This window comes from Kitasatospora sp. NPDC038210 (assembly GCF_055600605.1).
This window is the reverse complement of sequence record NZ_JBVJYK010000005.1, coordinates 522663-548441: the sequence shown is the minus strand read 5'-3', so window position 1 is coordinate 548441 and position 25779 is coordinate 522663. Positions and strand designations below refer to the sequence as shown.

The window sequence follows — 25779 nt, the reverse complement described above, 5'->3', positions numbered from 1 at the left end:
TCCGACAGGAGGCCGTCCACGCCCTCCCGGTCCGTGGTGTGGTCGTCCGCGAAACGACGGTCACCCGTCGCGTCCGGCACGTACTTCACACAGACGACGATCCTCAAGCTCATGAGCGGTTCTCCTGTCACGGGTGCACGGATGCACTGGATCCATGGCCTCAGGTCATGCCGAGGGTACTGAGTGCCAAGTCCGGCCCGGTCGCGACCCGCGCGCCGCGAGCGCCACCTGGACCGGCATACCGTGTCGGCTCTCTTCGACTGGCGTCAGAGGCTCCAGGGAGAGAATACGGCACTCAGTACCCCTCGTAAAGGAACTCAGTACCCTTCCCGGTGCCCGGGGGGCCGCGAGCCCTCCGCCCGCGCGGCACCGCCCAGGGCGACGGCGGCCTCGCCGGTGTGGACGCTGAAGGTGAGCGACTCCTGGAGGTAGAGCCGGACCGTTTCGGCGTCGTGGGAGAGGTAGCCGACGGAGACGTCCTGGCCGAGGAAGAGCTCGAAGTCGCCGCCGCGGGTGGAGAGGAGGAAGGCGCCCTCGATGGCGGGGGCCCAGATGATGTCGCCGTCGAGGAGGCGGGCGAGGTGGTTGTGGACGGGATAGCCGTGATCGCTGGTCTCGTTGACGGCGGTGAAGGCGTCGGCGCCGAGGAGCAGGGAGTAGGGGCCGCCGACGCCGGCCAGCCGCAGCGCCGTGAGCGCCCGGCTGACCGCCTCGGGGTACTCGCGGACGTCCTCGGGGAGCCGGACCGGCGGGTTGGTGGAGGCGGCGCGGATGCCGTCGACGGCGGCGGCGCGGTAGCCCTCGAAAACGGTGCGGTCCTCGGCCAGGGCGAGGGTGCGGGCGGCGTCCTTGACGGGCTGCCAGTCGGAGTCGCGGGAGCCGCGCTCGACGTCGTCCACGGCATCGCGGCGGACGGTGAAGGGGACGCGCAGCTCGACCACCGGCTGGGCGGCGCGGGCGTGCGCCTGGACGCCCTCCATCGGCGGTTCGATGCCGGTCAGGTGGCCGGTGCCGACGGCGGAGAGGTCGACGCCCGCGGGGCCGCTGAGGTCGACCACCCGGCGTCCGGCGATGTGCAGCTTGAAGGTCTGGCGGGCCTCGTCCTCGATCTCCTCCCAGGCGGAGGCGGAGACGGGGGCGAGGTCCCGGTGGAGGTTGTTCATGCGCGGGGTCCTGTTCGGGGGGGCTGTTTGAGGCTGCCGATGCCCAGCGAGCCGGGGCTTCCGCCCGCCGGCGATCCGGCGGCGGGCTCGGCCGGCGATCCGGCGGCGGACCCGGCCACCGCGCTCGGCGCCGCCGGTGGGGAGTCGAGCAGGTCGGCGGTCGGGACGAAGAACAGCGCGCCGGTGACGGCCGTCGAGAAGTCGAGCAGCCGGTCGGTGGTGCCGGGCGGGTTGCCGACGAACATGTTGCGCAGCATCTCCTCGGTCACCCCGGGGTCGCGGGCGTAGCCGATGAAGTAGGTACCGAACTCGCCGCCGTGCGCGAAGGAGCCGAAGGCCATGTTGAAGCGGACGATCTTCCGCTCCTCGCCGTCCGGACCGGTGATCACGGTGAGCGCGACGTGCGAGTCCGCGGGCTTCACGTCGTCGGCGAGCTCGATGTCGGTCAGCTTGGTGCGGCCGACCGCGCCCTCCTGCTCCTCGACGCTCAGCCCGTTCCACGCGTCCAGGTGGTGCAGGTACTTCTGGACGACGACGTAGCTGCCGCCAGCGAAGTCCGGGTCCTCCGCGCCGACCAGCGCGGCGTCCACGGCGGCCCGGCCCTCGGGGTTCTCGGTGCCGTCCACGAAACCGAGCAGGTCCCGGTCGTCGAAGTACCGGAAGCCCTGGACGGAGTCGACCACGGTGGCCGCCCCGGCGAGCCGGCCGGTGAGCTGCCCGGCCAGTTCGAAGCAGAGGTCCATCCGCTCGGCCCGCAGGTGGAGCAGCAGGTCGCCCGGCGTGGCCGGGGCGCGGTGGCGGGCGCCGGCCACCTCCCGGAAGGGGTGCAGGGCGGCCGGCCGGGGGCCGTCGAAGAGGCGGTCCCAGAGTTCGGAGCCGATGCCGGTGACACAGGTGAGGCCGCCCTCGGGGGCCCGGAAGCCGACCGCGCGGCGCAGCCCGGCGAGGTCGGGCAGCAGCTCGCGGACGGCGCGCTCGCCCCCGGGTTCGACGGTGAGCACCAGGAAGATCGCCGCGCCGGTCAGCGGGGAGAGCACGGGCTGCGGTTCGGGCTGCATGACCTCGCCCCTCAGGACACCGGGTGCGGGCAGGAGGGGCAGGAGCAGACCGAACGGACCGGCACTGATCTGATCATGGGAATGATTACATCGCATAGCGGACAATTCGGCGCGGCCGGCACGCATCCGAAGGACCCCGCCGAGCGGGCGGGGTGCCGACCCGCGGCGAGGGGCGGGTGCTCCTCGTCGCGCACCCGCCCCTCTCGCCCACGGCAGCGGTTCAGACCCGCAGCGCCGCCAGCTGCTGCTCGAACGGCACCACCTGCTCGGGCACCGACGGCGCCGCCGCCGGGCCGCGGCCGGAGAGCAGGGCCGCAAGCTCACCCGCCGCGCGGTCGATCCGGCGCGGCAGCCCGTCGGTGAGCCCGTCCCCGGTCCCGCCCCAGTCGTCGGTCGCCGCGTAGACGGAGGTCGGCAGCACCACCGCGCGCAGGTAGGCGAACAGCGGCCGGACGGCGTGCTCCAGGGCGAGCGAGTGCCGCGGGGTGCCACCGGTCGCGGCGATCAGCACCGGCTTGCCGGTGAGCGCGTCGTGGTCGATCACGTCGAAGAAGGACTTGAACAGCCCGCTGTAGGACGCCGTGAAGATCGGCGTCACCGCGATCAGCCCGTCCGCCTGGGTGACCGCCTCGATCGCCTCCCGCAGCGCGGCGCCGGGGAAGCCGGTCACGAAGTTGTTCGCGATCTCCACGGCCAGGTCCCGCAGTTCGACGACGGTGACGTCCACCGGCCGGCCGTCCGCGCCGAGCTGCCGCACGGTCGAGTCGGCGAGCCGGTCCGCCAGCAGGCGGGTCGAGGACGGCTTGCTCAGCCCGGCGCTCACCACCACCAGCTTGTACGCGGTCACTTGGACACCTCGGCCTTCTCGTTCTCGTCGGTCGTCTCGTCGCTCGTCCCGGCGGTCGTCCCGGCGGCCTTCCGGTCGCGGTCCGCGACCAGCGCGGCGTGGGTCGGCCCGTCCGGCACCCCGGCCGGGCGGCCCTTGGCGAACTCCTCGCGCAGCACCGGCACGACCTCCTCGCCGAGCAGGTCCAGCTGCTCCAGCACGGTCTTCAGCGGCAGGCCGGCGTGGTCCATGAGGAACAGCTGGCGCTGGTAGTCGCCGAAGGTCTCGCGGAAGGTCAGCGTCTTCTCGATGACCTCCTGCGGGCTGCCGACGGTCAGCGGCGTCTGCTCGGTGAACTCCTCCAGCGAGGGCCCGTGCCCGTACACCGGCGCGTTGTCGAAGTACGGACGGAACTCGCGCACCGCGTCCTGGGAGTTCTTCCGCATGAACACCTGCCCGCCGAGGCCGACGATCGCCTGCTCGGGCGTGCCGTGGCCGTAGTGGGCGTAGCGCTCGCGGTAGAGGTCGATCAGCTTCTGGAAGTGCTCCTTGGGCCAGAAGATGTTGTTCGCGAAGAAGCCGTCCCCGTAGTAGGCGGCCTGCTCGGCGATCTCGGGGCTGCGGATCGAGCCGTGCCAGACGAACGGCGGGACGTCGTCCAGCGGGCGCGGGGTGGAGGTGAAGCCCTGCAGCGGCGTGCGGAAGCGGCCGCTCCAGTCCACGACCTCCTCGCGCCACAGCTCGTGCAGCAGCGCGTAGTTCTCTATCGCGAGCGGGATGCCCTGGCGGATGTCCTTGCCGAACCACGGGTAGACCGGGCCGGTGTTGCCGCGGCCCATCATGACGTCCACCCGGCCCTCGGCCAGGTGCTGGAGCATCGCGAAGTCCTCCGCGATCTTCACCGGGTCGTTGGTGGTGATCAGGGTCGTCGAGGTGGAGAGGATGATGCGGTCGGTCTGCGCGGCGATGTAGCCGAGCATGGTCGTCGGGGAGGACGGGACGAACGGCGGGTTGTGGTGCTCGCCGGTCGCGAAGACGTCCAGGCCGACCTCCTCGGCCTTGCGCGCGATCGCCACCATGGCCTTGATCCGCTCGTGCTCGCTCGGGGTACGGCCGGTGGTGGGGTCGGTCGTCACGTCGCCGACGGAGAAGATTCCGAACTGCATGCTGCTCACCGCTCTCCGGAGGAGGTCGTTCAACTTTCAACCACCTTAGCACGCGGGTGGGCCCGGCTATTCCCGCCCACAATGGAAGGAAGGCGGGGCGCACGAGCGGCGGGGTTCCGGAAAGGGCGGCGGACGATGGCGCCGTACATCGCGGTGAGCGCACTGAGCCACGAGGGCCTGGTGCGGGAGCACAACGAGGACAGCCTCGCGATCGGCCCGTGGACGCTCTGCGCCACCGTGACCAGCAACCCGCAGACGCTGCTCTTCCCACTGGGCCCGCCCTGCGTGGTCGCGGTGGCGGACGGCCTCGGCGGACACCCCGGCGGCGAGGTGGCCAGCGCCCTGGTCGCCCGTCGGCTCGCCGCCCACGGGGACGGCCTGGACGGCGAGGAGGCCGTCCGGGAGGAACTGCAGGAGTGCAACCGGGCCGTCTACGCGGCCGCCGCCGGGGAGCCGGAGCTCGCCGCGATGGGCACCACGATCGCGGGGCTGGTGCTGCTGCCCGAGCGGGCGGTGGTCTTCAACGTCGGCGACAGCCGCGTCTACCGGATCGACGGGGACGGGCTGAGCCGGGTGAGCGTCGACGACAGCCCGCCGCTGCCGCCCGGACGCCGCACCACCTCGATGGTCACCCAGACCCTGGGCGGCTCGCTCGGGCTCACCTTCGTCGAACCGCACGTCCGGGTCGCCCCGCTGGCATCCGGCGACCGCTACCTGGTCTGCAGCGACGGACTGACCGACCCGGTGCCCGAGGAGGAGCTGGCCGACCTGCTGGCCCGCTCCCACGAAGGGGCCGAACGGTCCGACGGCAAGGCCGCGTTCGAGCTCTGGAAGGCGGCGATCGAGGCCGGCGGGCCGGACAACATCACCCTGGCGCTGGTGCGGGTCGGCGGCTAGCCGCACCCCCGGCGGACCGGACGCGACGGGCCTCGCGGAACGGACGTGACGGCCCCCGCGGAACGGACCCGCCCCGGCGGGGCGCCGAAGCGCTCCGCCGGGGCGGTCACCTGTCCGTTCGCCGCGCTCGGCTCAGAATTCGCTCGTGACGGTCACCCCGCTGAAGCCCTGCTGGGCGTAGAGGCTGAAGTAGACGTAGCCGGTCGGCGGGTTCGCCACGGTCAGCGTCTCGGAGTTGTCCGGGCCCGCCGACCGCGTGGCGTACGAGCCCGTGTACGCCCAGCTCGCCGGGTTGTAGTAGAGGTCGCCGTTGCCGGTGCCGCCGCTGGTGGTGATCTTCACCTGCTTGGTGCCGGCCGGCACCAGGAGGTAGAAGTGCGCGTAGTTGCCCGTGGTGGCGGCGACGTTGCTGCGGGCGCAGTTCGCGTCCAGCACCCGGGTGTCGGCCGCCGCGCACTCCGGCAGCTGCGGGACGGTCGGGGTCGTCGCGCAGGCGCCGTTCGCGCACGCGGTCAGCCAGCTGTCGAAGCCGGCGTCGTACCGGGTGCCGATGGTGGTCTTCAGCAGGGTGCGGGCGCCGGCCCAGTCCCCCACCCGGTACTTGGCGAGGACCGCGTCCATGTCGGAGCGGTGCTGCTCCAGCATGTAGCGCACGGCCAGGTACCCCCAGCGGTAGACCCGGTCCTGGTCGCCGTAGGCGGTGTCGAAGAGGTCGCTCAGCCGGTAGGTGTGGCGCGCGGCCGCCGCGATCGCGGCGTCGTTGCTCACCTTCCGGTACGAGTAGGAGACGTACTCGGCGAAGCCCTCGACCCACCAGACGGTCGGGGTGGTCGAGCCGGCGTTGAAGTCGCCGTACATGTCGAACCGGCCGTCGAGGTAGTGGGTGTACTCGTGGTTGAGGTTCCAGATCTCGAAGGACGGGCGGACCCACTCGGCCTCGTAGCAGAGGAAGCGCGGCTGGTTACCCGCCTTCGCCGGGTCGCCCTCCAGGTACATGCCGCCGTTGTTGGTGTCGATGCCGTAGATGGCGGCGGCCAGCACCTGGTAGTCGAGCGAGGAGTGGAAGACCACGACCTCGATCGTGGTGTTCCCGTCGTCCTTGACCGGGCCGTTGTCCTTGACCACCGAGTGGAAGTAGGCGTCCTGACCGGTCAGGCTGGTGCAGGCGGTGCCCAGCTGGGTGGCGTCCAGCGCCTGGGCGATCAGCTTGATGCTCGGGCTGCAGGTGTAATTGACCTTCAGCACACCGGCCTTGAGCTGGTCGGCGGAGTTGCAGGTGCCGTAGTACGAACAGTTGCCCGCGTCGTAGTAGCCGACCGCCTCGGCGACCGCGGCCCACTGGAACACGGTGCGGCCGTTCGGCGCCGACGAGCCCGCCAGCGCCTTGGCGAGCGGACGGACCTTGGCCTGGAGCGCCGTGTCCTTCAGGAAGCGGCCCAGCTCCTTGGTGGCGTTGTAGGTCAGCACGCCGAAGTCGCCGCCGAGCAGGTCGTTGTTGCGGCCGGCGAAGGCGGCGAGGGTGTCCAGGACGCTCGGGTCGGCCTCGACGGCCGCGTCGAAGCCGGCCAGCTGGTGGCCGCGGAACAGCACGGTGAACACCGGGTTCACCGACCAGGCCATGCCGGCCGGGTTCCAGGTGGCGCTGGTGTAGTCGGTCAACAACCGCTTGACCACCGGGAGGTAGCGGACGTTCTCCTGCGCGCTGTCGATCAGGGTGACGGCCTCGCCCAGGATGGGCGCGTTGCCGGCGGCGACGTCCCGCGAGTGCGCGCTGCCGAAGAACGCGTCCAGCGCGGAGCGGATCGCCGTCTGCAGGGCGGTGCCGTACGTGCCGACGTCACCCGGGTGGTACCACTGCGCGAAGTAGCCGGCACGCAGGAAGAGCACCAACTGCTCGACGGAGGTGGTGTTGTCGCCCGGGTAGCTGCCCGCCGCGTCGCGCAGCGCGTACGCCACCGTGGTCATCTGCTCCTCGCGGAACGCGCCGCGCGCGTCGCCGCCGGTGAGCTGGAAGAGGCTGTTGATGCACTGGATGTCGGCGGCCTTGATGTGCTGGACCAGGTCGCTTCCGGTCCGGCCGGTGAAGTCGCCGGTGTTGCAGGCCTGTTCGGCCGCCGCACCGAGACGGGGGGCCTTGGCGTTCGGGGTGGCGGCCGCCTTCACCTCGGCCGGCCGGGTGTCCAGCGGCAGTGGGGCGCGCCGGTCGGCGGTGGCGAACTGCCGCTCACCGTCGGTGCGTTCGGACGTTCCGGTGGCGGGCTGCGGGGCCGCACCGGTGGGGGCGGTGGGCGCGCCGCCGGGGGCGGGCGCCGCTGCGGGCGCTGCCTGGCTCTGCGGCGCGAACAGGCCGACCGCCAGGAAGAGCGACAGGACGAGCGTCAACAATCGTGCCAACTGCGGGAGTCGCAGCAGTCGTGCGGGACTCACGTGAGGGCCTCCCGGCCGTCGTCGGCCGCGATCGGGGCGCGGCCGGTGGGGGATTCGAGGACCGTTGGCGACGGCGCCGCGTGGGGGCGGATCCGCCGGGAACCGGTGGGGAGTGTGACATGTACCATGGCACACATCACATAACCTTGGGAACCCTGGCCGCTGTGCGCAGTTTGCGGGGGAAACGCGCGGAGACCGTGGTGACGGTTCGTCACCACGGTCTCCGGGCCGACCGGCTGCCGGGGAGCTACTTGCGGAGCAGCAGGATCACGCCCGCCGTCGCGAGGCCGACCACCACGGCGGCCGCGCCGTACGCCAGGCGGTGCGCCCGCACCACCGGCAGGAAGCGGTCCACCGCGTAGCGGCCCGGGCCGGTCAGCGCCAGCGCGGCGGCCCCGGCCGTCAGCAGCAGTTCGTACTCGCTGCCCTTCGGGGCGAAGAAACCGCCGCCCCAGGTGACGGCGATCGCGTTGACCATCGTGCCGACGATCGCGGCGCCCGCCAGCGGGGTCAACAGGCCCACGGCGAGGGCGAGTCCGCCCAGCGTCTCGGTGAGGCCGGCCACCACGGCCATGGTGTCACCGGCCGGGTAGCCGCTCGCGGTGAAGAACTGACCGGTGCCGTCGATCCCGCCACCGCCGAACCAGCCGAACAGTTTCTGGCTGCCGTGCGCAGCCATGGTCAGGCCGAGGGCCAGGCGCAGGAGCAGGAGTCCGGCGTCATAGGCGTGCGGGGAGGTCGTCGCGGGCCCGGCGGTGTCCGGGGCCCGGCTGACGGTGGGCTTGGTGGCGGCGGTCGTGCTCGGGCTGCTGCTCGGCATGCGCGTCTCCATCGGTCGAAGTCGGTCGTCGCCGGCCGGGGGCCGGCGTGAGCGGGATGCGGTGAGGCGGCGGGCGGGAGTCGTCACCCCCAGGCCGTTGTTCAAATTTGAACCGCCGCTCCACCGACCGTACCCCGGAGTTCGAATTTGAACAACTGACGGTCCGTGGGCGACTCGCGGCCCCCGGCCGGACCGGGGCAGGGTGGAGACATGGCTCAACGCAGGCAGCACCGGCGGGCCGAAGGCACCGGCGCCCCGTACCCCGAGGCCCTGGCCGCCTTCGGCGAACGCGTCCGGCTGATCACCCCCGGCCAGTGGGACTCCCCCACCCCGTGCACCGACTGGTCCGTCCGGGACCTGGTCAACCACCTCGTCGGCGAGCAGCTCTGGGTGCCCGAACTGCTGATGGGCGCCACCATCGGCGAGGTCGGCGGCCGGTTCGACGGCGACGTGCTCGGCGACGACCCCCTCGCCGCCTGGACGGACGCCGCCGAGACCGCCCGACAGGCCTTCGACGTCCCCGGCGCCGCCGAGCTGACCGTCCACCTCTCCTTCGGGGACGTCACCGGCCGGTACTACCTGGACCAGCTCACCACCGACCTGGTCATCCACACCTGGGACCTCGCCGAAGGCACCGGGCGACTCACCCGGCTCCCCGCCGAACTCGTCGACTTCGCGCTCGGCGAGATCACCGGCTACGGCGACCTCTCCGGCAGCGGAGTGTTCGACCCACCGCTCCCGGTGCCCGAGGACGCGAGCCCGCAGACCCGGCTGCTCGCCCTCACCGGGCGCCGGGACGGCGGAGCGGCGGGCGCCGGCGGCCAGGGGTGAGCGAGCCGGGCGCACGGCGGTGACCGGGGCGGAAGCGGCCGGAACGGAGGGTGACGGGAACCGGGGGTGACGGGAACCCAGCGTGGCCGGGGCTCACCCGGCCCTGCGGCCCGGCGCCGGATACTGGAAGGAAAGGGGGGCCAGTTTCCGTGCGAGAGGCGGGCGCGCCATGAGCCGCAGGCCGGACATCCTCGGCGAGTTCACCGCCGACCACCGGGCCGTCACCGAACTGCTGGACGCGATCGAGGCCGCCCCGACGGGCAGCACCGAACGTGGCGACCTGGTGACCCGACTGACCGACCTGCTGTTCGCCCACTGCGCCGCCGAGGAGGAACACCTCTTCCCGATCGTGCAGCACGACGTGCCCGACGGCGGGGCACTGGTGTTCAGCAGCATCCACGACCACCTGGCGATCGGGCAGTACCTCTCCGACCTGCAGGCGCTCCGCCCCGCCGACCCGACCTTCGACACCCTGCTGCGCGGCCTCGCCGAAACCCTGCGGCGGCACCTGCGCGGCGAGGAGAAACAGCTCTTCGCCGCCGCCCGCAAGGCCCTGCCCGCCGCCTCCCGCGCCGCCCTCGGCGACCGGCTGCGCGCGGAGCGCGCGGCGCTCGGCTCCTGACTCCTCCGGCCGGCCCCTCGGCCGGCCCCCGGTCGACCCCTCGGTCCGCTCGGTGATCAGTTCTTCGGGCTGATCACCGCGAAACGCGCGCCCTCGTGGTCCTGCAGCCGGGCCACCCGCCCGTACGGGGAGTCGAAGGCCGGGCCGAGCGGCGCGCCGCCCAGCTCCACCGCCCGCTCCAGCGCCCGGTCGGTGTCGGGGACGGCGAAGGACACCTCCCAGTGCGGCGGCATCCCCGCCGGACCGCCCGCCTGCTCCTTGGCCAGCGCCGCGACGCTGTTCCCCTCGGCGCGCAGCACCACCCGGTCGTGCTCCCAGCGCACGTCGAAGCGCTCCGGATCGCGGCCGTCCCAGCGGAACACCTCGCCGTAGAACAGCGCCGCCGCGAACGGATCCGGGGTGCGCAGCTCGATCCAGACCGGCGCGCCGGGCAGTTCCAGCTTCCGGGCCCGGCCCAGCGGGCCCTCCCAGATGCCGAACACCGCGCCCGCCGGGTCCGCCGCGAAGGCCACCCGCCCGGCATCGAAGGCCAGCGGCCCGATCGCCAGGGTCGCACCGCGCTCACGCACCGCGTCCGCGGCCGCGTCGGCGCTCTCCGTCCCGAAGTAGCTGGTCCAGGCGAGCGGGATCGCCCCGACGCCCGCGACGCCGAGCCCGGCCACCGCCTCCCCGCCGACCACCGCGTGCACGTACGGCCCGAAGTGATCCGGCCCGGTCTCGAACTCCCACCCGAGCAACGGCCCGTAGAACGCCTTGGCCGCCTCCAGGTCCCGGGCCATCAGGCTCACCCAGCACGGAACGGCCGCCACACAGCGCACCTTGGCGGTCTCACCGCTGCCCATCGCGAACCTCCTCGCCCACCCGGCCGCCGGGCCGCTCCCGACTCCCACGGCCCACCGGCCGCCCGGGACCTCCCCAGCCTAGGACGACGGGCGCACCACGCCCGGGAAGGCATGGCCGGGGTCAGCGCACCCAGTTCTTCAGCGGCTCGGTGTCCAGCCGGATGCCCACGGCACGTGGTTACGGGCTACCTGGCTTCCGACGGCAGTGCCCGCTTCCCGACCGGGGCGGTCGTCGTGCGTTGCGGGCGGCCTCGCGGACGAACTCGGAGCGCGATCCGGGCCCGCCACCGGAGCCGGGATCCCACACATGTGACGCAGGTCACATGTGCGCCGGAAATTCCGGGGACAGATTCCCCGTTTCCGAGTACGTTGGCAAAAGCGGGGAGAACTTCCCCGGTATCCTCAAGGAGCAGTCGTCGTGACCACCGCCGCCGCCGAGTCGGTCAGTCCCGCCGGGAGCACCCGTACGCCGAAGCTGCGTGCGGATGCGAGCCGGAACCGGGAACGGATCGTGCTGGCAGCCCGGGACGCGTTCGTCGAGCACGGTGCGGATGCACCGCTGGACGAGATCGCGAAGCGGGCAGGGGTCGGCAACGCCACTCTCTACCGGAACTTTCCGGACCGGATGGCGCTGATCCAGGAGGTGGCGGTGCTCGTCAAGAACCGCATCCTGGCCCTCGCCGAGACGGCGACGGCGGAGGCGGACTCACCTGACGGCGACGGCCCGTTCGACGCTCTGCAGCGGTTCGCGCACGCGACCGTCGCGGAGAAGGTCGGCGGTCTCTGCACCTTGTTCAGCAGCCACGTCGACCCGTTCGACCCGGAGTTGACCGAGATCCGGGAGCGCCTGCAGTCCGCCGTGGGCGGGCTGATGAAGCGCGCCCGGGCCGCGGGTGAGCTGCGGCCGGACGTCGAACACGGCGACCTGTTCATCGCGATGAGCCAGCTGACCCGACCCCTGCCGAACACCACGTGCCGGGTGCACGACGAGTTCGTCCACCGGCACCTGCAGATCTTCCTGGACGGCCTGCGCACGCCGGTCCGTTCGACGCTGCCCGGCCGGGCGGCGACCTTCGAGGACTTCCAGCCCCGCAACTGACCGACGCACCAGACCTGATCCGACCGGAACACCTGATCCACACCTGATCCGTCCGGTGGCACCGGGCGACCCGCACTGCTGAGCGGCGCCGCCCCGGCACGCCCCCGCACGCCCGCAGAGCACCTTTCACCGTACGGCAACCTGCCGTTCCCGTACGGCAGTTGACCATGCACGCACACACCACGCACCGTGAAGCGAGTACCCCCATGTCCCAAACCGACGCCCGCCCGGCGACGCTGCCCGATCCCCGGCGCTGGAAGGCGCTGATATTCATCGGCCTCGCCCAGCTGATGGTCGTCCTCGACGCGACCATCGTGAACATCGCCCTGCCGTCCGCACAGCGGGACCTGGGCATCACCGACGGCAACCGCCAGTGGGTGATCACCGCCTACGCGCTGGCCTTCGGCGGCCTGCTGCTGTTCGGCGGCCGGATCGCGGACCTCTGGGGCCGCAAGCGGACGTTCATCGTCGGCCTGACCGGTTTCGCCCTCGCCTCCGCGCTCGGCGGCGCCGCGGCCAACACCGCGATGCTGCTCGGCGCCCGCGCCCTGCAGGGCGTGTTCGGCGCGCTGCTCGCCCCCGCCGCACTGTCGCTGCTCGCGGTGACCTTCACCGAGGCCAAGGAGCGCGCCAAGGCGTTCGGCATCTACGGTGCGATCGCCGGTGGCGGTGGCGCCATCGGTCTGATCCTCGGCGGCCTGCTGACCGAGTACATGAACTGGCGCTGGACCTTCTTCGTCAACATCCCGTTCGCCATCGTGGCCGCCGTCGGCGCCGTGATGGTGATCCGCGAGCCCGCCGAGGGCCGCAACCGCAACAAGCTGGACGTCCCCGGCGTACTGCTGGTGACCACCGGCCTGGTCTCCCTGGTCTACGGCTTCACCCGGGCCGAGTCCTCCGGCTGGACGGCCGCCAGCACCCTCGGCCTGTTCGCCGCGGCCGCCGTGCTGCTGGTCGCCTTCGTGGTGGTCGAGCTCAAGGTCAAGGCCCCGCTGCTGCCGCTGCGCGTGGTGCTGGACCGCAACCGCGGCGGGGTCTACCTGTCGCTGGGCATGGCCGTGATCGGCATGTTCGGTCTGTTCCTCTTCCTGACCTACTACCTGCAGATCGTGCTCGGCTACAGCCCGGTGCTGACCGGCGTGGCCTTCCTGCCGATGGTGGCGGGCATGATCACCGGCTCGACCCAGATCGGCGCCCGGCTGATGACCCGGGTCCCGGCGCGCTACCTGATGGCGCCCGGCTTCCTGGTCGCCTCGATCGGCATGTTCCTGCTGACCCACATCAGCCTGGACACCTCCTACCCGGCGCTGATCCTGCCCGGCCTGGTCCTGATGGGCCTCGGCATGGGCACCGCGTTCATGCCGGCCATGAGCCTCGCCACGCACGGCGTCCAGCCGCGCGACGCCGGTGTGGCCTCCGCGATGGTCAACACCTCGCAGCAGGTCGGCGGCGCCATCGGCACCGCGCTGCTGAACACCATCGCGGCCAGCGCGACCACGAGCTGGCTGGCCTCGCACGCCACCGCCGCGGCCGCCGCCTCCCCGGAGGCCGCCAAGGCGCTGCAGTTCGGCGGCATGGTGCACGGCTTCTCGACCGCGATCTGGGTGTCCTTCGGGATCCTGGTGGCCGCCGCCGCCGTCGCGTTCACCTTCATCAACGCCGGCCGTCCCGGCTCGGCGTCGGGCGCGGGCGCCGGCGCGGATCTCGCGAAGAACGACGAGGTGCCGGTGCTGGTGCACTGACGCCCAGGGGTTGCTCGGGTGCGTAAGCGGCCCGTCCGGTGTCCCACGACACCGGGCGGGCCGCTCGCCGTTTCCGGCATACGGCATCCGGCATCCGGATCATCGAGGGCGTGGCGCCGGCCGTTCCGCCGGTCGGCACGTACCTCCGGAGACCGAGGTGGCACGCCGGGCCCACGCCGGCCGAACTCCACCGGCTCACGGCACACGAACAGCCTCGCCCCCTCGAACTGCCCGCCCCGGTGGACGAGAATGGAGTGGCCCACCCGGCGGGAGCGCTCACCCGCACCCGAGCGAGGCCGTCCCGCGGGTTCCACGGCGAGTACGCGCGCGTCCCCGAGCCCACCGTCGAGGAGTACCGCGGGATCGCCGAGGACGGGCACCGCCCCGCCCCGACGCCAGAGGGAGGACATCGTGCACGACCGAACCGACCGGCTCGCCGACAGCAGACACCTCCTGCTGACCACCTTCGACGAGGACGGCACCCCGATCGAGTCCCAGCTCTGGGTGGTGCCGGACGGCACCGCGCTCGGGGTCTGGACCCCCGCCCACTCGGGCGAGGCCGAACGGATCCGCCGCCACCCCCGGGTGCTGGTCGGCCCCTGCGACAGCCACGGGCGCCCGACCGGCCCTCCCGTCGCGGCCCGCGCCCGGCTCTGCGACGCCGACGCGACCGCGGGCTACCGCACCTCACTGATCAACAAGTACGGCCTGACGGCGCTCATCGTGCTGGCCCGCAGCCGGTTCCGGGTCGGGCTGGACGGAACGGTCGGGATCCGGATCACCCCGAACGGGCCGGAGCGGCGGCTGGTCGGGCCGGAGTGGCAGCCGCCGGGCTCGTACTGCGTCAACTGAGGGGGCCGACAGGGGTGTCGAGCCCCCGCGGATGACACGACCGGGCCGGCCGAGTGCCCCCGGCCCCGCGGCTCGGGCCCGACGGCACGGGCCCGGGGATCCCGGGCCCGTGCCGCTCAGCTCCCGTCGTCCGACGCCCGCGCCAGGTCCTCGGTCCCGCAGGCCTCCCGGCCGGTCCCGACGTGGACGACCTTGACCACCCGCTCGGGGCCGCCGGGCACGACCTGCTGCTCGTGCCCGCAGCGCGGGCAGATCAGCGGGATGCGCGGGCGGGCCGGTTCGGGCGCAGCGGAGCCGCCGCCAGGACGCGGGGCGGTCACGACAGCGGGTGGGTCGGGACCGGGCTGACCTCCTGGATCTCGCCGTGGGCCTTGGTGAGCAGCTGGGAGGCGAGGTCGTTGAGGGCGCGGGCCCCCGCGACCTCCTCGCCGACCCGCAGCTGTTCCGGGTCGGAGGGGTGGCGGCTGCTGAAGCCGTGGGCGCGCAGTTCACTCCCGTCGCCGAGCCGGAGCAGGGCGGCGGCGCTGGTGCGCGGACCGTCCTCACGGAACTCCATCTCGATGTGCCAACCGACCAGAGTCTGCATGGCGGATCACCTCCATCGGTTACTCCTCCAGAGTGCGCCGCACCCACCGTTAGCACCAGGCAAGCCGGGCCGGGGCCCGGCGAGGGGGCAAGTTGAACGCGTTCAAGTCGGCGGCGTAGAGTCGGCGGCGAAGCTCATTTGAACACGTTCAAGGGGGGTGTGTCCGTCATGGGAAAGGGCACCACCGAACTGGTGGACCTCCTGGTCCTGCTCGGCATGGGCGCCGTCGTCCCGCTCGGCCTCGCCCTGATCGACGAACCCGGGCTCGCCCGGATCCGCCGGCTCTGGCCGCTGGCCGCCGTACCCGGCGCGCTCTCGCTCTGGCTGCCGCGCGGCGCCCTCGCCACCGGCCCCGCCGCCGTCTACGCGCTGGGCACCCTGGTCATCGCGCTGCACGCGCCGCTGCGACTGGCCCGCACCCGCTCGCTCGCGCCCGCCGAGATCGCGGTGCTCACCGCGCTCGCCGCGCCCTCGGTGGCGGGGGTCGCCCTCGTCGCCGAACGCTCCGGCTACCCGCTGTTCGGCTTCGAGCCGCACATCCTGGCGCTGACCGTCCCGCACTTCCACTACGCCGGGTTCACCGCCGCCCTGGTCGCCGGGCTGGTCTGCCGGGCCGTCGACCCGGCCTCCATCGCGGCCCGCTGCGCGGCGCTCAGCGTACCGGCGGGCACCCTGGTGGTACTGGCCGGCTACTTCCTCGGCAACTGGTGGCAGTTCGCCGGCGCCCTCGTCCTGACCACCGGGATGTGGCTGGTCGGCCTGATCACCTGGCGCGAGCTGCGCCACCGGGCCCACGACACGGCCACCGCCCGCCTGTTCGCCGTCTCCTCGGCCGTCCTCGCGCTCACCATGGTGCTCGCCCTCTGGTGGGCACTCGGCCGGGCCGCCGGACTCCCCCACCCCACCCTGGCCTGGATGGCCGCCACCCACGGCGTCGGCAACGCGCTCGGCTTCGCCCTCTGCGCACTCCTCGCCTGGCGCCGGCTCGACACCCCGGAGGCCCACCGATGACCGACCTCAGCTACCCCGAACAGTGCGCCAGCACCACCGGCGAACTGCCCGGCGGCTACAACCACCTGCGGCACCGGGCGCGGATCGGCCACGGCCGCGCCGCGCTGGAGGTCGCCGGAGCCGCCCTGCTCGGCTGGCGGATGCACCGCCTGGCAGGCGTACGGATCGACGCCGAGGCGCAGCGCGCGGCCCCGGGCGTCGCCGTCCACTGCGGGATCGGGGTCGGCCCGCTGCGCGCCGGGGCCCCGAACCGGGTGCTGGCCACCGTCGACGGCCCGGACCGCTACGGATTCACCTACGGGACGCGGCACGGCCACCTGGCCGCCGGCGAGGAGACCTTCCTGGTCGAGATGGGGCCGGACGGGGCGGTCTGGTTCACCGTCACCGCCTTCAGCCGCCCCGTCGCCTGGTACGCCCGGCTGGCCGGACCGCTGCTCCCGCTCGCCCAGCGCGCCTTCGCCCGGCACTGCGGACGGGTTCTGGCGGGGATCGCGGCGGACGCGGCGTAGCGGACACGGCCGCCGCGGACACGGCGTAGCTGACACGGCGTGAGCGCCGCGGCGGCAGCGGGCACGGGGACAAGCGTCACGACGGCAGCCGGCGCGGCGTAAATGCCGCGACCGACGCCGCCGCCGTCCGGCATCATCGCCCGATGATGCTGATGCAGCCGGTGCTGGAGATCCGCTCCCCCGACGGCTTCGCGCTCTGGCCCACGGCCGAGCACGAGGGCTGGGGATACCTGGTGCTGAACGGGAAGTCGACGCCCGCCGAGGTGGGCACGGCGGTGTGGCGGCTGGCCGACGTCAACGACGTCGACCCCGAGGAGGGCGACGAGCGCGGTCCGCGCCCGGCGGACCCGCTCGGCGCCTTCCTGCACGGGCTGCTCACGATGCCCGACCTCTTCGCGCCCGGCGGGTTCCGGGTGACCGACCCCGCCACCGGCACCGTCTTCACCCCGGGCTGCTGCACCGGCCTGGAGGACTGGCGCGAGTGGACGGCCGTGGTCGAGGGCTCGGGCCCGGCCTGGTTCGGCCACGACCCGGACGCCCGGGTCGAGTGGATCGGCCGGGTCGTCCGGCTCACCCAGGACGACGAGGACGCGGACAGCCCGGTGATCGAGCTGCCGGTGGACGAGCTGCGCCGGCTGCTCGCCGGGGCCGAGCGGGACCTGCGCGACTTCCTCGCCCTCGCCGCGCGTTGGGCCGAGCGGCAGCTGCCGGACCGCGCGCCCGCCGTCACCACCGCGCTCGCCCGCGCACTCGCCCTGGAGACCCCGGCATGACCAGTTTCCACACCCACCGGGCCCGGGTGCACGACACCTCGCTCCCGGTCCACCGGCGGCACAGCGCCCTGCGGACCTGCCTGACCTGCTTCGCCCCGTACGGCCTGCGGGCGACCTACCACCACCTCACCGTCAGCGCCCGGATGCCACGGCGCCTGGAAACGGACCCGGACTCGCTGCTGCGTGCGGTGGACGAGCTGCACGAGGCGCGCGAGCTGTGGCGGGCCGGGGCCGAGGAGTACGCGGCGCAGCGCCGGGCGCAGAAGCGGTCCGGGCGACGGGCCCGGCCGGTGCCGCCCTGGTGGGACCGCTACCGGTGGGGCTCGCTGGAGGCGGCGTGGCACCACGACCCGTTCCTGCACCCCCCGTTGAGCCTGCCCGACTACGTGCGGCGGCGGAACGCCCTGCTGGACGGCGCCGAGCTGCCCGGCTGCCCGGCCTGCGGGGAGGAGGGCCCGGCGGTGCCGGTCCCGACCGGCCACGGCGAGGCCGGGCTGTGCCGGTCCTGCGCCCGGGTGCTGACGCCCTGCCCGTGCGGGCGGTGGCACGGCTTCGAGCCGTCGGTGCGGTTCGGCTGGAGCCGGACGTGGCGGCGGGAGCACATGACCGACTCCGGCGAGCCGGACCCGCGGTGGCCCGGCGTCCGGGGCGCGACCGGGTTCGGGCGGACGGCCGCGCACCACCCCGTGCACCCGCTGTCCTGACTCAGACGTGGTGGGCGGGGACGGCGACCAGGACGGCGCCGGTGCCCTGGACGCGCACCTCGAAGTGGTCGATGTCGCCCGGCTGGAGGGCCGTACCGCCGGTGGTGCGCAGCACGCCGCCGTTGCCCCCGTAGCCGCTCGCCGGGACGCTCCAGGTGTTCACCGTCTGCCGTCCGCCGATGTGCGAGACCGCGACCAGGCTGCAGGTCAACGGGCCCTGGACGCCGGAGAGTTGCATGCTCACCTGGCTGCCCCAGGTGGTGCCGTCGACGCCGACGGTGGCGTGCGCGCCGGTGGTCGGGTCGGTGGCGCTGAACTGCTCGGCCACGGCGACCACGGCGGGGGTGCTGTCCGCGGTGAGCACCGCGGCCGTGACGGCGGGGCCCGCCGCCACCATCGCCGTCGCGGCCAGGGCCAGGACCAGCCGCCGCACCCGGCCCCGCCGCCGGGCGGTGCCGACCTCGGCGACCAGCCGGTCCAGGAGCCGCGGGTCCGGCTGCGGGGCGGGGCCGGCCGGGTCCAGCCCGGCGGCCGTCCCGGCGGCCGCGTACTCGGCCAGCAGCGGTTCCACGAAGCCGAGTTCGGCGACCTGCTCGGCGCACTGCGGACAGTCGGCCAGGTGCTGCTCGAACGCGGCGCGCTCGGCGGGTTCCAGCAGGCCGAGGACGTAGGCGCCGGCGTCGACGTGCTCCGGGCCGTCGAAGGCGCGGCCGGTCCCGCCGGGCCCGTGGTCCGGGCCGCCGGGCATGCCGCCCCCGCCGCCGGGAACGCCGTCCGGGCTGCCGGGCACCGGGTCGGGGCGCTTGGTCACGATGTCACTCCCCGTTCCTCCAGCGCGAGCCTGAGCGAGCGCAGCGCGTAGAACACCCGCGACCGCACGGTCCCGGCCGGGATGCCGAGTTCGGCGGCCGCCTCGTTGGCCGTGCGCCCCTTCAGGTAGGTCTCGACGATGATCTCGCGGTGCGCCGGCGAGAGGTCGCCGAGCGCGTCCGCGACGGTCATCATCCGCAGGGCCCGGTCGAGCTCGTCCTCGGCGGGCAGCAGTTCCAGCGCGGCCGCGTCCACCTCGCGGGGCCTGGCCCGGGCGCTGCGGTGCTCGTCGATCACGATCCGCCGGGCGACGGTGACCAGCCAGGGCCGCAGCGAGCCCACCGCCGGTTCGAGGCGGTCGATGTTGCGCCAGGCGCGGACCAGGGTCTCCTGGACGACGTCCTCGGCCCGCTGGCGGTCGCCGGCCACCAGGTGGAGCACGAAGCCGAAGAGCGGACCGGCGTGATCGTGGTACAGGGCGCGCATCAGCTCCTCGTCCGACGCCCCCGTGACATGGCCGGCGGTGCCGCCGACGGGGTGCTCCTCGGTCACCACTTCATCGTTGCGCACCCGGGCCTCCCGGTCGAGGACGGTCGGCACCGGTCAGTAACCCGGAGTGCTGGGCATCGGACTGGAGGTCGCCGGGCTCGGGGCGGAGCCGGTGCCGGTGCCCGCCTTGCCACCGCTCGGGGTCACCGCGAACCAGGTGCCGCCGACGCCCTGGCCCTTGGTGTCGCCGGGCTTGGTGTCCGGCGAGTAGCGGTAGACCGGCCAGCCGTTGACGGTGACCTGCTTGGTGCCGTCGGAGCGGGTGACGGTTCCGACGAGCTTGCTGTCGATGCCCTTGACCGTGACGTCGCCGTTGGCGTGCTCCGGCGGCCAGATCACGGCGCAGCTGCCGTTGCAGTACGACTCCGGCGGGTTGTTCTCGTCCTGGTCGAAGCGGTAGAGCGTGAAGCCGGCACTGTCGGTGACGATGGTGCCCAGCTTGGGGTCGGTGGCGGTCTGCAGGGTCGCACTCGCCGGGGCGCTCTGGCTGCCCGACGTGCTCGGCGCGGCGGACTTGCTCCCGCCGGACGACCCGCAGCCGGCGATCAGGGCGGCCGCCGCGATGCCGGAGGCGGCCAGCACGGCGGCCCGGCGGGTGCGGGGTTTGCTCGACATGGGTGCCTCCCGCGGTCGGAAACGGACTGGACACCCTTCTGTACGTCCGGTGCCGACCGGCTGCTCAATGCCGGCGCCCGGACGCCCGGGGCAGGCCGGACGCCCGCAGAACCGCCTACGGAATACCGTGCCGGGTGGCGCCGTTGTGGCGGGCACACGGTCTGTACCGCAGCCTCCGGAAGGGAAGGAAGCGCAAGATGAGCAGCACGGTCGAACTGACCAAGGAGAACTTCGACGACATCGTCCCCGGCCCGGAGGGCAAGGACTTCGTCTTCATCGACTTCTGGGCCGGCTGGTGCGGTCCCTGCCGCCAGTTCGCCCCGGTGTACGAGAAGGCGGCCGCACGCCACTCGGACCTGGTCTTCGCCAAGGTGGACACCGAGGCGCAGCAGGAGCTGGCCGCCGCGTTCGGGATCCAGTCGATCCCGACGCTGGCGATCATCCGTGAGGGCGTGCTCGTCTTCTCGCAGGCCGGTGCGCTGCCGGAGGCGGTGTTCGAGGACCTGATCGGCCAGGCCCGCGGGCTGGACATGGTCGAGGTGAAGCGCAAGGTCGCCGAGGAGCAGGCGGCCGGCGGCCAGGCCTGAGGCCGGGCCGGTCGGCGCGGGCCCGGGGAGCGGCGTCTCCCCGGGCCCTCGCCGCACCCGCGGCCCGCCCGATCCGGCGACGCCCGTCGCGCTCCGCCACACCCGTCCCGATCCGCTCCTAGAGTCGTGTCAGCGGCCCCCACCGGGGTCTCCGCGGAGGCACCACCGACGAAGGAGTGATCGCCATGAGCACGTTCGTACTGGTCCCCGGATTCTGGCTCGGCGCCTGGGCGTGGGACGAGGTGGCCGCGCCGCTGCGTGCCGCCGGGCACCGCGTCCACCCGGTCAGCCTGCCCGGGGTGGCCGAACGCGCGGTCGAGTCCGGCGCGTTCGGGCTGGAGGACCACATCGCCGACCTGGCCGACCTGCTGGTCCGCGAGGACCTGTGGGAGGTCGTGCTGGTCGCCCACAGCGGCGCCGCCGCCCCGGTGGGCGGGCTGGCCGACCGGATGCCGGAGCGGATCCGCCGGGTGGTCTACCTGGACAGCCGCCCGATGCCCGACGGCTCCTCGGTCTACGACCTCTGGCAGCCCGGGTTCCGCGAGGAGGCCGACGCCACGGTGACGGACGGCCGACTGCCGATGCCGCCCTGGGACTTCCTGTCCTCCCAGGGGGCCGGCCTGGACGGCCTGGACGAGCCCGCGCTGGCCCGGATCCGGGCGCGGGCCACCCCGCACCCGGAGGGCGCGTTCCGGGACCGGCTGCGGCTGACCGGCGCCGGGGACGCACTGCCGCAGGCGATGGTGTTCTGCTCCTTCCCGCTCGCCACGGTGCGCGCGCTGATCGACTCCGGGGATCCGGGCTTCGCCGCGCTCGCCGGGCCGAACTGGGAGCTGCGCGAACTGCCCACCGGGCACTGGCCGATGTTCTCCCGCCCGGCCGACACGGCGGCGGTGCTCGCGGAACTCGCCGCGCTCTGAGACCGCCGACTGTCCCCGGTGCGCCCCGGTGCTGTCCCCTGCGCGCACGGGTGTGTCCCGTGCGCGTCCTGGGCGTGTCCGTCCGTCGCGCGGGCGCGCCCGGCCCGGCAGGATGGGCCCCACACCGTACCCGAGCGGAGAGCGACCCCATGAGCGAGCAGCCCGGCCGTACCGAACCACCCGCCGCCGGGCCCGAGTTCCGGCGGGTCACCACCGCCCTGGTCACCGGGAGCGCCGCCGACGCGCCGTACCACGTGGACGTCAGGGCCGGCACCCACCCGCTGACCTCCGACGAGCCCACGCGGCGCGGCGGCTCGGACAGCGGGCCGGAGCCGTTCGCGCTGCTGCTCGCCTCGCTCGGCTCCTGCACCGCGATCACCCTGCGGATGTACGCCGACCGCAAGAAGTGGCCGCTGGAGACGGTCCGGGTCAGGCTCGGGTACGAGACCGACGGCGGCCGGGGCCGGATCTCCCGCCGGGTCGCCCTGACCGGCGGCCTGGACGGGGACCAGCGTGCCCGGCTGCTCGACATCTGCGAACGCACGCCGGTCACCCTCGCCCTGCGGGCCGGGGTGGCCATCGAGACGACGGAGGACCGGGCATGACCAGCACCGCCGAGGAGTACGACGTCATCGTCCTGGGGGCCGGCCCGACCGGCGAGAACGTGGCGGACCGCACCGTCGCCGCCGGTCTGCGCACGGTGATCGTGGAGGCCGAGCTGGTCGGCGGCGAGTGCTCCTACTGGGCCTGCATGCCGAGCAAGGCGCTGCTGCGCCCGGTGGCGGCGCTGACCGACGCCCGCGCGGTGGCCGGCTCCCGGGAGGCGGTCGGCGACGGCCGGCTGGACCCGGCCGCGGTGCTGGCCCGGCGGGACTCCTTCGCCTCGCACTGGAAGGACGACGGCCAGGTGAAGTGGCTGCGGGACACCGGCATCGACCTGGTCCGCGGCCACGGCCGACTGGCCGGGGAGCGGACGGTGACGGTGGAGGCCGAGGACGGCAGCGAGCGGGTGCTCACCGCCCGGCACGCCGTCGTGGTGTGCACCGGCAGCCGTCCGGTGCTGCCCGGACACGTGCCGGGGCTGGCCGAGGCCGCGCCGTGGACCAACCGGGAGGCCACCGGCTCGTCGGCCGTCCCCGGGCGGCTGGCGGTGGTCGGCGGCGGCGTGGTCGGGGTCGAGATGGCCACCGCCTGGCGGGCGCTCGGTTCCGAGGTGGTGCTGCTGGTGCGCGGCGGGGGGCTGCTGCCGCGGATGGAGCCGTTCGCGGGCGAGCTGGTCGCCGAGGGCCTGCGCGGGGCCGGGGTGGACGTCCGCTTCGGCGCCGAGGTCGCCGCGGTGGAGCGGACGGACGGCTCCGGACCGGTGACCCTGACCCTCAAGGACGGCGGGGAGCTGACCGTCGACGAGGTGCTGTACGCGACCGGCCGGGCCCCGCGCAGCGCCGACATCGGGATGGAGCAGGTCGGGCTGAAGCCGGGCGGCTGGCTGGAGGTGGACGACAGCTGCACGGTGCTCGGGGTGGACGGCGAGTGGCTGTACGCCGCCGGGGACGTCAACCGCCGGGCGCTGCTCACCCACCAGGGCAAGTACCAGGCCCGGATCGCGGGCGCGGCGATCACCGCCCGCGCTCAGGGGCGCCCGTTGGACACCGCGCGCTGGGGCGCGCACGCCGCGTCCGCCGACCTCGCGGGCGCGCCACAGGTGGTGTTCACCCAGCCGGAGGTCGCCGCCGTCGGCCTGACGCTGGCCGCCGCCGAGGAGGCCGGGCTGCGGGTCAAGAGCGTCGACCACGACCTCGGCGCCGTCGCCGGGGCCTCGCTGTACGGCGACGACTACCGCGGCCGGGCCCGGGTGGTCTTCGACCTGGACCGCCAGGTGCTGGTCGGCGCCTGCCTGGTCGGCCCCGGGGTGGCCGAGCTGCTGCACTCGGCGACCGTCGCGGTGGTCGGCGAGGTGCCGATCGACCGGCTCTGGCACGCGGTGCCCGCGTACCCGACGATCAGTGAGGTCTGGCTGCGACTGCTGGAGGGCTGCCGGGGATAGCCCTCCGGGCGGACCGACGGACGACGGGCGAACGGACGGCCTTCCGGGTGGTCGGCGCGGCGAGGTGTGACCACCGGTGGACGGCGGGACACTGGCAGTCGGGGGCCGTCCCGGGGGGCCGTGCTCGTGGACCAGGTGGTGTGAGGCATGACCGAGGTGCTGTTGGCCGTCGGAACCGAGAAGGGCCTCTTTCTCGGCCGCAGCCGCGACCGGCTGACGTGGGAGTTCAGCGGGCCGCACTTCCCGATGAACGCGATCTACTCCGTCTCCGTCGACCGCCGGGAGGGCCGCACCAGGATCCTGGTCGGCGCCGACAGCAGCCACTGGGGCCCGTCCGTCTGGCGCTCCGACGACCTCGGCGCGCACTGGTACGAGCCGCCGCGGCCGGCCATCCGCTTCCCGGAGTCCACCGGCGCCTCGCTCACCCGGGTCTGGCAGCTGCAGCCCGCCGGAGCGGAGGCCCCCGGTGTCGTCTACGCCGGCACCGAGCCCGCCGCGCTGTTCCGCTCCACCGACGGCGGCGAGACCTTCGCCCTGGTCGAGTCGCTCTGGGAGCACCCCCAGCGGACGCAGTGGGGCGCCGGCTACGGCGGCCAGGGCCTGCACACCGTCCTCACCGACCCGCGCGACCCGCAACGGCTGCTGGTCGCCGTCTCCAGCGGCGGCGTCTACCGCAGCAAGGACGGCGGCGACAGCTGGGAGCCGTCCAACACCGGGCTGCGCGCGGAGTTCTTCCCGCAGGAGCGCCAGTACCCCGAGTTCGGCCAGTGCGTGCACAAGATCGCCCCGGACCCGGTCCACCACGACCGGCTCTACCTGCAGAACCACGGCGGCGTCTACCGCAGCGACGACTGGGGCGGCAGCTGGCGCTCGATCGTCGACGGGCTGCCCGCCGAGTTCGGCTTCGCCGTGGCCGCCCACCCGCGCCGCGGCGACACCGCGTACCTCTTCCCGCTCGGCGGCTCCGACGACCGCATCCCGCCCGGCCGCCGCTGCCGGGTCTTCCGCACCACCGACGGCGGCAACAGCTGGCAGCAGCTCGCGGCGGGCCTGCCCGGCGAGGACCACTACGGCATCGTGCTGCGCGACGCCCTGCGCACCGACGACGCCGACCCGGCCGGGATCTACTTCGGCAACCGGACCGGCGACGTGTACGGCAGCCGGGACGAGGGCGAGAGCTGGTCGCTGCTGAAGTCCCACCTGCCGGACGTGCTCTGCGTCCGCGCGGCGGTGGTGGCCTGACCCGCGCCCCGGCGGCCGGCCCCGCCGCCGGACCCTGCCACCGGCCGCCGGAAAACCGCTTGCCCGGGCGCCGCGTTCCGACGAGCATGGGCCGCCGACGAACGATCCGGCGGGAACACGCGAAAGGGGTGGGCCGTGGCGGAGGCCGACTGGGTGGTCAGGCACGACGGCGAGGGCACTCCGGTGCTGCGCTACCAGCCGGGCGAGCGGGCGGGCCGGCCCTGGGCCGACCTGCTGGAGGTGCTGGACGGGTCGGTGGACCCGGCCGCGTACATCCGCGCCGAGCTGCCCGGGTGGGTGGTCTCCGGCAGCCCCGAACTCGGGCGGCGACTGGTCGCGGACGGCGCGACGGTGCTGCGGCACGCCCACACCTTCCGGCGTGACCTGCGCGCCGATCCCCCGCCCGCCGACTGGGCCGGGGCGCCACTGCGCGAGGGCCTGCGGGCGGCGCCCTGCGACCGGGCGCCCGAGGAACTGTTCGAGGCCTGGCGGGCCGCCTTCGGTCCCGGGCACGTGGACCACTTCCCGGGTGACGACGCGCAGGCACTCTCCGAGCGGCTCGCCGTGCTGCTCGCCGGGAACGCCATCGGCCCGGTCCTGCCGTCCAGCGTGCTCGCCGTGGACGCGGAGGACCGCGTGGTCGCCGGGTTGGTCCTGACCGACCGCGACGGCCTGCCGTGGGTCGGCGACGTCTTCCGCCACCCCCATCGCGGCTACCGCGGCCTCGGCGCCGACCTGCTGCGCCTGACGGTCGCGGACGCCGCCGCCCGCGGCCTCGCCGACGTGCACCTGGTGGTGACCGAGGGCAACCCGGCCCGCCGCGTCTACGAGGCGCTGGGCTTCCGCCTGAAGGACACCACGCTGACGGTGATCGTGCCCGACGCCGACTGAGCCCCCGGACCCGCCCGGCCGGGATCCCGGGCGAAGGCGAAGAACGGGTCGGCCTCCTCGATCGCGACCACCACCGGGCGGGCTGCCCGCCGATGGTGGCCTGGAAGCCGATCAGGGCGTGGTAGCGGTCGAACGGGTAGTCGGCGACCCGCCCGTGACCGGGTGGCCCGGCGCTGCGGCGTGCTCACCGACC

The 25779-nt window shown here is 73.9% G+C and carries 28 protein-coding genes and 1 pseudogene; 16 read left to right on the top strand and 13 right to left on the bottom strand.

Going from position 1 to position 25779, the window contains the following annotated elements; all coding sequences use genetic code 11:
* The 5 genes and pseudogenes from ACZ7KX_RS14150 to ACZ7KX_RS14130 all read right to left on the bottom strand — a co-directional run.
* Positions 1-113 (bottom strand): annotated as a pseudogene (locus ACZ7KX_RS14150) (electron transfer flavoprotein subunit beta); the annotation flags it as partial.
* A 204-nt stretch (positions 114-317) separates the two neighbouring features.
* Complete coding sequence (locus ACZ7KX_RS14145; protein WP_470326673.1) at positions 318-1163, bottom strand: family 1 encapsulin nanocompartment shell protein; 846 nt, start codon at positions 1161-1163, stop codon at positions 318-320.
* Positions 1160-2221: a Dyp-type peroxidase gene (locus ACZ7KX_RS14140; RefSeq protein WP_470326672.1), complete on the bottom strand. Its 1062-nt coding sequence runs from the start codon at positions 2219-2221 to the stop codon at positions 1160-1162. The genes ACZ7KX_RS14145 and ACZ7KX_RS14140 overlap by 4 nt, the downstream gene beginning before the upstream one ends.
* A gap of 220 nt (positions 2222-2441) precedes the next feature.
* Complete coding sequence (locus tag ACZ7KX_RS14135; protein ID WP_470326671.1) at positions 2442-3068, bottom strand: FMN reductase; 627 nt, start codon at positions 3066-3068, stop codon at positions 2442-2444.
* The gene (locus ACZ7KX_RS14130; protein ID WP_470326670.1) at positions 3065-4213 is read right to left on the bottom strand and encodes an LLM class flavin-dependent oxidoreductase; all 1149 of its coding nucleotides are present in this window, start codon (positions 4211-4213) and stop codon (positions 3065-3067) included. The genes ACZ7KX_RS14135 and ACZ7KX_RS14130 overlap by 4 nt, the downstream gene beginning before the upstream one ends.
* Positions 4214-4348: 135 nt before the next feature.
* Between ACZ7KX_RS14130 and ACZ7KX_RS14125 the strand changes: the two genes are divergently transcribed.
* Positions 4349-5110: a PP2C family protein-serine/threonine phosphatase gene (locus ACZ7KX_RS14125; RefSeq protein ID WP_396551351.1), complete on the top strand. Its 762-nt coding sequence runs from the start codon at positions 4349-4351 to the stop codon at positions 5108-5110.
* A 132-nt stretch (positions 5111-5242) separates the two neighbouring features.
* Here the strand turns inward: ACZ7KX_RS14125 and ACZ7KX_RS14120 are convergent, their stop codons facing one another.
* Both ACZ7KX_RS14120 and ACZ7KX_RS14115 read right to left on the bottom strand, forming a co-directional pair.
* Complete coding sequence (locus ACZ7KX_RS14120; protein WP_470326669.1) at positions 5243-7537, bottom strand: M9 family metallopeptidase; 2295 nt, start codon at positions 7535-7537, stop codon at positions 5243-5245.
* 247 nt (positions 7538-7784) lie between these two features.
* On the bottom strand, positions 7785-8357 hold the full coding sequence (locus ACZ7KX_RS14115) for a DoxX family protein (protein ID WP_470326668.1): 573 nt from the start codon (positions 8355-8357) through the stop codon (positions 7785-7787).
* A 210-nt stretch (positions 8358-8567) separates the two neighbouring features.
* Here ACZ7KX_RS14115 and ACZ7KX_RS14110 point away from each other — a divergent pair, with 210 nt between their 5' ends.
* Together ACZ7KX_RS14110 and ACZ7KX_RS14105 are read left to right on the top strand one after the other, a co-directional pair.
* Positions 8568-9188 carry a TIGR03086 family metal-binding protein gene (locus ACZ7KX_RS14110; protein WP_470326667.1) on the top strand — a complete coding sequence of 207 codons (621 nt, stop codon included), beginning with the start codon at positions 8568-8570 and terminating at the stop codon, positions 9186-9188.
* A 169-nt stretch (positions 9189-9357) separates the two neighbouring features.
* Entirely contained in the window at positions 9358-9810 is a 453-nt protein-coding gene (locus tag ACZ7KX_RS14105) for a hemerythrin domain-containing protein (protein ID WP_470326666.1), read from the top strand.
* A 56-nt stretch (positions 9811-9866) separates the two neighbouring features.
* Here ACZ7KX_RS14105 and ACZ7KX_RS14100 read toward each other — a convergent pair whose 3' ends face one another.
* The gene (locus tag ACZ7KX_RS14100) at positions 9867-10652 is read right to left on the bottom strand and encodes a VOC family protein (protein ID WP_350524295.1); all 786 of its coding nucleotides are present in this window, start codon (positions 10650-10652) and stop codon (positions 9867-9869) included.
* A 418-nt stretch (positions 10653-11070) separates the two neighbouring features.
* Between ACZ7KX_RS14100 and ACZ7KX_RS14095 the strand changes: the two genes are divergently transcribed.
* The 3 genes from ACZ7KX_RS14095 to ACZ7KX_RS14085 all read left to right on the top strand — a co-directional run bounded on the left by ACZ7KX_RS14095 (position 11071) and on the right by ACZ7KX_RS14085 (position 14345).
* Complete coding sequence (locus ACZ7KX_RS14095; protein WP_396551346.1) at positions 11071-11751, top strand: TetR/AcrR family transcriptional regulator; 681 nt, start codon at positions 11071-11073, stop codon at positions 11749-11751.
* A gap of 206 nt (positions 11752-11957) precedes the next feature.
* Complete coding sequence (locus ACZ7KX_RS14090; protein ID WP_470326665.1) at positions 11958-13493, top strand: MFS transporter; 1536 nt, start codon at positions 11958-11960, stop codon at positions 13491-13493.
* Between the two features lie 411 nt (positions 13494-13904).
* Complete coding sequence (locus ACZ7KX_RS14085; protein ID WP_470326664.1) at positions 13905-14345, top strand: PPOX class F420-dependent oxidoreductase; 441 nt, start codon at positions 13905-13907, stop codon at positions 14343-14345.
* A 116-nt stretch (positions 14346-14461) separates the two neighbouring features.
* On the opposite strand, the gene ACZ7KX_RS14080 is transcribed toward ACZ7KX_RS14085, so the two are convergent.
* Together ACZ7KX_RS14080 and ACZ7KX_RS14075 are read right to left on the bottom strand one after the other, a co-directional pair.
* A complete protein-coding gene (locus tag ACZ7KX_RS14080; RefSeq protein WP_470326663.1) occupies positions 14462-14665 on the bottom strand; it encodes a hypothetical protein in 204 nt (67 codons plus the stop codon).
* Positions 14662-14931 (bottom strand): DUF1876 domain-containing protein, encoded by a 270-nt coding sequence (locus ACZ7KX_RS14075; protein WP_350524300.1) that lies wholly within the window; start codon positions 14929-14931, stop codon positions 14662-14664. Before ACZ7KX_RS14075 ends, ACZ7KX_RS14080 begins: the two co-directional genes overlap by 4 nt.
* Positions 14932-15099: 168 nt before the next feature.
* Between ACZ7KX_RS14075 and ACZ7KX_RS14070 the strand changes: the two genes are divergently transcribed.
* From ACZ7KX_RS14070 to ACZ7KX_RS14055, 4 genes are all read left to right on the top strand, one after another.
* Positions 15100-15942, top strand: coding sequence for a YndJ family protein (locus ACZ7KX_RS14070; protein ID WP_470326662.1), 843 nt, complete (start codon positions 15100-15102; stop codon positions 15940-15942).
* Positions 15939-16451 (top strand): DUF1990 family protein, encoded by a 513-nt coding sequence (locus ACZ7KX_RS14065; protein WP_470326661.1) that lies wholly within the window; start codon positions 15939-15941, stop codon positions 16449-16451. Before ACZ7KX_RS14070 ends, ACZ7KX_RS14065 begins: the two co-directional genes overlap by 4 nt.
* 143 nt (positions 16452-16594) lie before the next feature.
* The gene (locus tag ACZ7KX_RS14060; RefSeq protein WP_470326660.1) at positions 16595-17224 is read left to right on the top strand and encodes a hypothetical protein; all 630 of its coding nucleotides are present in this window, start codon (positions 16595-16597) and stop codon (positions 17222-17224) included.
* Positions 17221-17928, top strand: a complete 708-nt coding sequence (locus ACZ7KX_RS14055; protein ID WP_470326659.1) for a hypothetical protein — start codon at positions 17221-17223, stop codon at positions 17926-17928. Before ACZ7KX_RS14060 ends, ACZ7KX_RS14055 begins: the two co-directional genes overlap by 4 nt.
* Position 17929: 1 nt before the next feature.
* Here ACZ7KX_RS14055 and ACZ7KX_RS14050 read toward each other — a convergent pair whose 3' ends face one another.
* The 3 genes from ACZ7KX_RS14050 to ACZ7KX_RS14040 are packed head-to-tail and all read right to left on the bottom strand — an operon-like array spanning position 17930 to position 19902.
* Positions 17930-18739, bottom strand: coding sequence for a zf-HC2 domain-containing protein (locus ACZ7KX_RS14050; protein WP_470326658.1), 810 nt, complete (start codon positions 18737-18739; stop codon positions 17930-17932).
* Positions 18736-19308, bottom strand: a complete 573-nt coding sequence (locus tag ACZ7KX_RS14045; RefSeq protein WP_470326657.1) for a sigma-70 family RNA polymerase sigma factor — start codon at positions 19306-19308, stop codon at positions 18736-18738. The genes ACZ7KX_RS14050 and ACZ7KX_RS14045 overlap by 4 nt, the downstream gene beginning before the upstream one ends.
* Positions 19309-19341: 33 nt before the next feature.
* Positions 19342-19902, bottom strand: coding sequence for a hypothetical protein (locus ACZ7KX_RS14040; protein ID WP_470326656.1), 561 nt, complete (start codon positions 19900-19902; stop codon positions 19342-19344).
* 161 nt (positions 19903-20063) lie between these two features.
* Between ACZ7KX_RS14040 and ACZ7KX_RS14035 the strand changes: the two genes are divergently transcribed.
* From ACZ7KX_RS14035 to ACZ7KX_RS14010, 6 genes are all read left to right on the top strand, one after another.
* Positions 20064-20489, top strand: a complete 426-nt coding sequence (locus tag ACZ7KX_RS14035; RefSeq protein WP_470326697.1) for a thioredoxin family protein — start codon at positions 20064-20066, stop codon at positions 20487-20489.
* A gap of 185 nt (positions 20490-20674) precedes the next feature.
* Positions 20675-21409: an alpha/beta fold hydrolase gene (locus ACZ7KX_RS14030; protein ID WP_470326655.1), complete on the top strand. Its 735-nt coding sequence runs from the start codon at positions 20675-20677 to the stop codon at positions 21407-21409.
* A 149-nt stretch (positions 21410-21558) separates the two neighbouring features.
* A complete protein-coding gene (locus ACZ7KX_RS14025) occupies positions 21559-22014 on the top strand; it encodes an OsmC family protein (RefSeq protein ID WP_470326654.1) in 456 nt (151 codons plus the stop codon).
* Positions 22011-23453 (top strand): dihydrolipoyl dehydrogenase family protein, encoded by a 1443-nt coding sequence (locus tag ACZ7KX_RS14020; RefSeq protein WP_470326653.1) that lies wholly within the window; start codon positions 22011-22013, stop codon positions 23451-23453. The genes ACZ7KX_RS14025 and ACZ7KX_RS14020 overlap by 4 nt, the downstream gene beginning before the upstream one ends.
* 147 nt (positions 23454-23600) lie before the next feature.
* Positions 23601-24695 (top strand): WD40/YVTN/BNR-like repeat-containing protein, encoded by a 1095-nt coding sequence (locus tag ACZ7KX_RS14015; protein WP_470326652.1) that lies wholly within the window; start codon positions 23601-23603, stop codon positions 24693-24695.
* Between the two features lie 135 nt (positions 24696-24830).
* Positions 24831-25586: a GNAT family N-acetyltransferase gene (locus ACZ7KX_RS14010; RefSeq protein ID WP_470326651.1), complete on the top strand. Its 756-nt coding sequence runs from the start codon at positions 24831-24833 to the stop codon at positions 25584-25586.
* The last annotated feature ends 193 nt before the right edge of the window (positions 25587-25779 follow it).

Coding starts and splice junctions, on each gene's coding strand:
- ACZ7KX_RS14100 (WP_350524295.1), bottom strand. CDS start 10,652: ATGGGCAGCGGTGAGACCGCCAAGGTGCGCTGTGTGGCGGCCGTTCCG.
- ACZ7KX_RS14075 (WP_350524300.1), bottom strand. CDS start 14,931: ATGCAGACTCTGGTCGGTTGGCACATCGAGATGGAGTTCCGTGAGGAC.
- ACZ7KX_RS14145 (WP_470326673.1), bottom strand. CDS start 1,163: ATGAACAACCTCCACCGGGACCTCGCCCCCGTCTCCGCCTCCGCCTGG.
- ACZ7KX_RS14015 (WP_470326652.1), top strand. CDS start 23,601: ATGACCGAGGTGCTGTTGGCCGTCGGAACCGAGAAGGGCCTCTTTCTC.
- ACZ7KX_RS14040 (WP_470326656.1), bottom strand. CDS start 19,902: ATGTCGAGCAAACCCCGCACCCGCCGGGCCGCCGTGCTGGCCGCCTCC.
- ACZ7KX_RS14020 (WP_470326653.1), top strand. CDS start 22,011: ATGACCAGCACCGCCGAGGAGTACGACGTCATCGTCCTGGGGGCCGGC.
- ACZ7KX_RS14030 (WP_470326655.1), top strand. CDS start 20,675: ATGAGCACGTTCGTACTGGTCCCCGGATTCTGGCTCGGCGCCTGGGCG.
- ACZ7KX_RS14090 (WP_470326665.1), top strand. CDS start 11,958: ATGTCCCAAACCGACGCCCGCCCGGCGACGCTGCCCGATCCCCGGCGC.
- ACZ7KX_RS14025 (WP_470326654.1), top strand. CDS start 21,559: ATGAGCGAGCAGCCCGGCCGTACCGAACCACCCGCCGCCGGGCCCGAG.
- ACZ7KX_RS14140 (WP_470326672.1), bottom strand. CDS start 2,221: ATGCAGCCCGAACCGCAGCCCGTGCTCTCCCCGCTGACCGGCGCGGCG.
- ACZ7KX_RS14105 (WP_470326666.1), top strand. CDS start 9,358: ATGAGCCGCAGGCCGGACATCCTCGGCGAGTTCACCGCCGACCACCGG.
- ACZ7KX_RS14110 (WP_470326667.1), top strand. CDS start 8,568: ATGGCTCAACGCAGGCAGCACCGGCGGGCCGAAGGCACCGGCGCCCCG.
- ACZ7KX_RS14125 (WP_396551351.1), top strand. CDS start 4,349: ATGGCGCCGTACATCGCGGTGAGCGCACTGAGCCACGAGGGCCTGGTG.
- ACZ7KX_RS14065 (WP_470326661.1), top strand. CDS start 15,939: ATGACCGACCTCAGCTACCCCGAACAGTGCGCCAGCACCACCGGCGAA.
- ACZ7KX_RS14130 (WP_470326670.1), bottom strand. CDS start 4,213: ATGCAGTTCGGAATCTTCTCCGTCGGCGACGTGACGACCGACCCCACC.
- ACZ7KX_RS14115 (WP_470326668.1), bottom strand. CDS start 8,357: ATGCCGAGCAGCAGCCCGAGCACGACCGCCGCCACCAAGCCCACCGTC.
- ACZ7KX_RS14060 (WP_470326660.1), top strand. CDS start 16,595: ATGATGCTGATGCAGCCGGTGCTGGAGATCCGCTCCCCCGACGGCTTC.
- ACZ7KX_RS14070 (WP_470326662.1), top strand. CDS start 15,100: ATGGGAAAGGGCACCACCGAACTGGTGGACCTCCTGGTCCTGCTCGGC.
- ACZ7KX_RS14055 (WP_470326659.1), top strand. CDS start 17,221: ATGACCAGTTTCCACACCCACCGGGCCCGGGTGCACGACACCTCGCTC.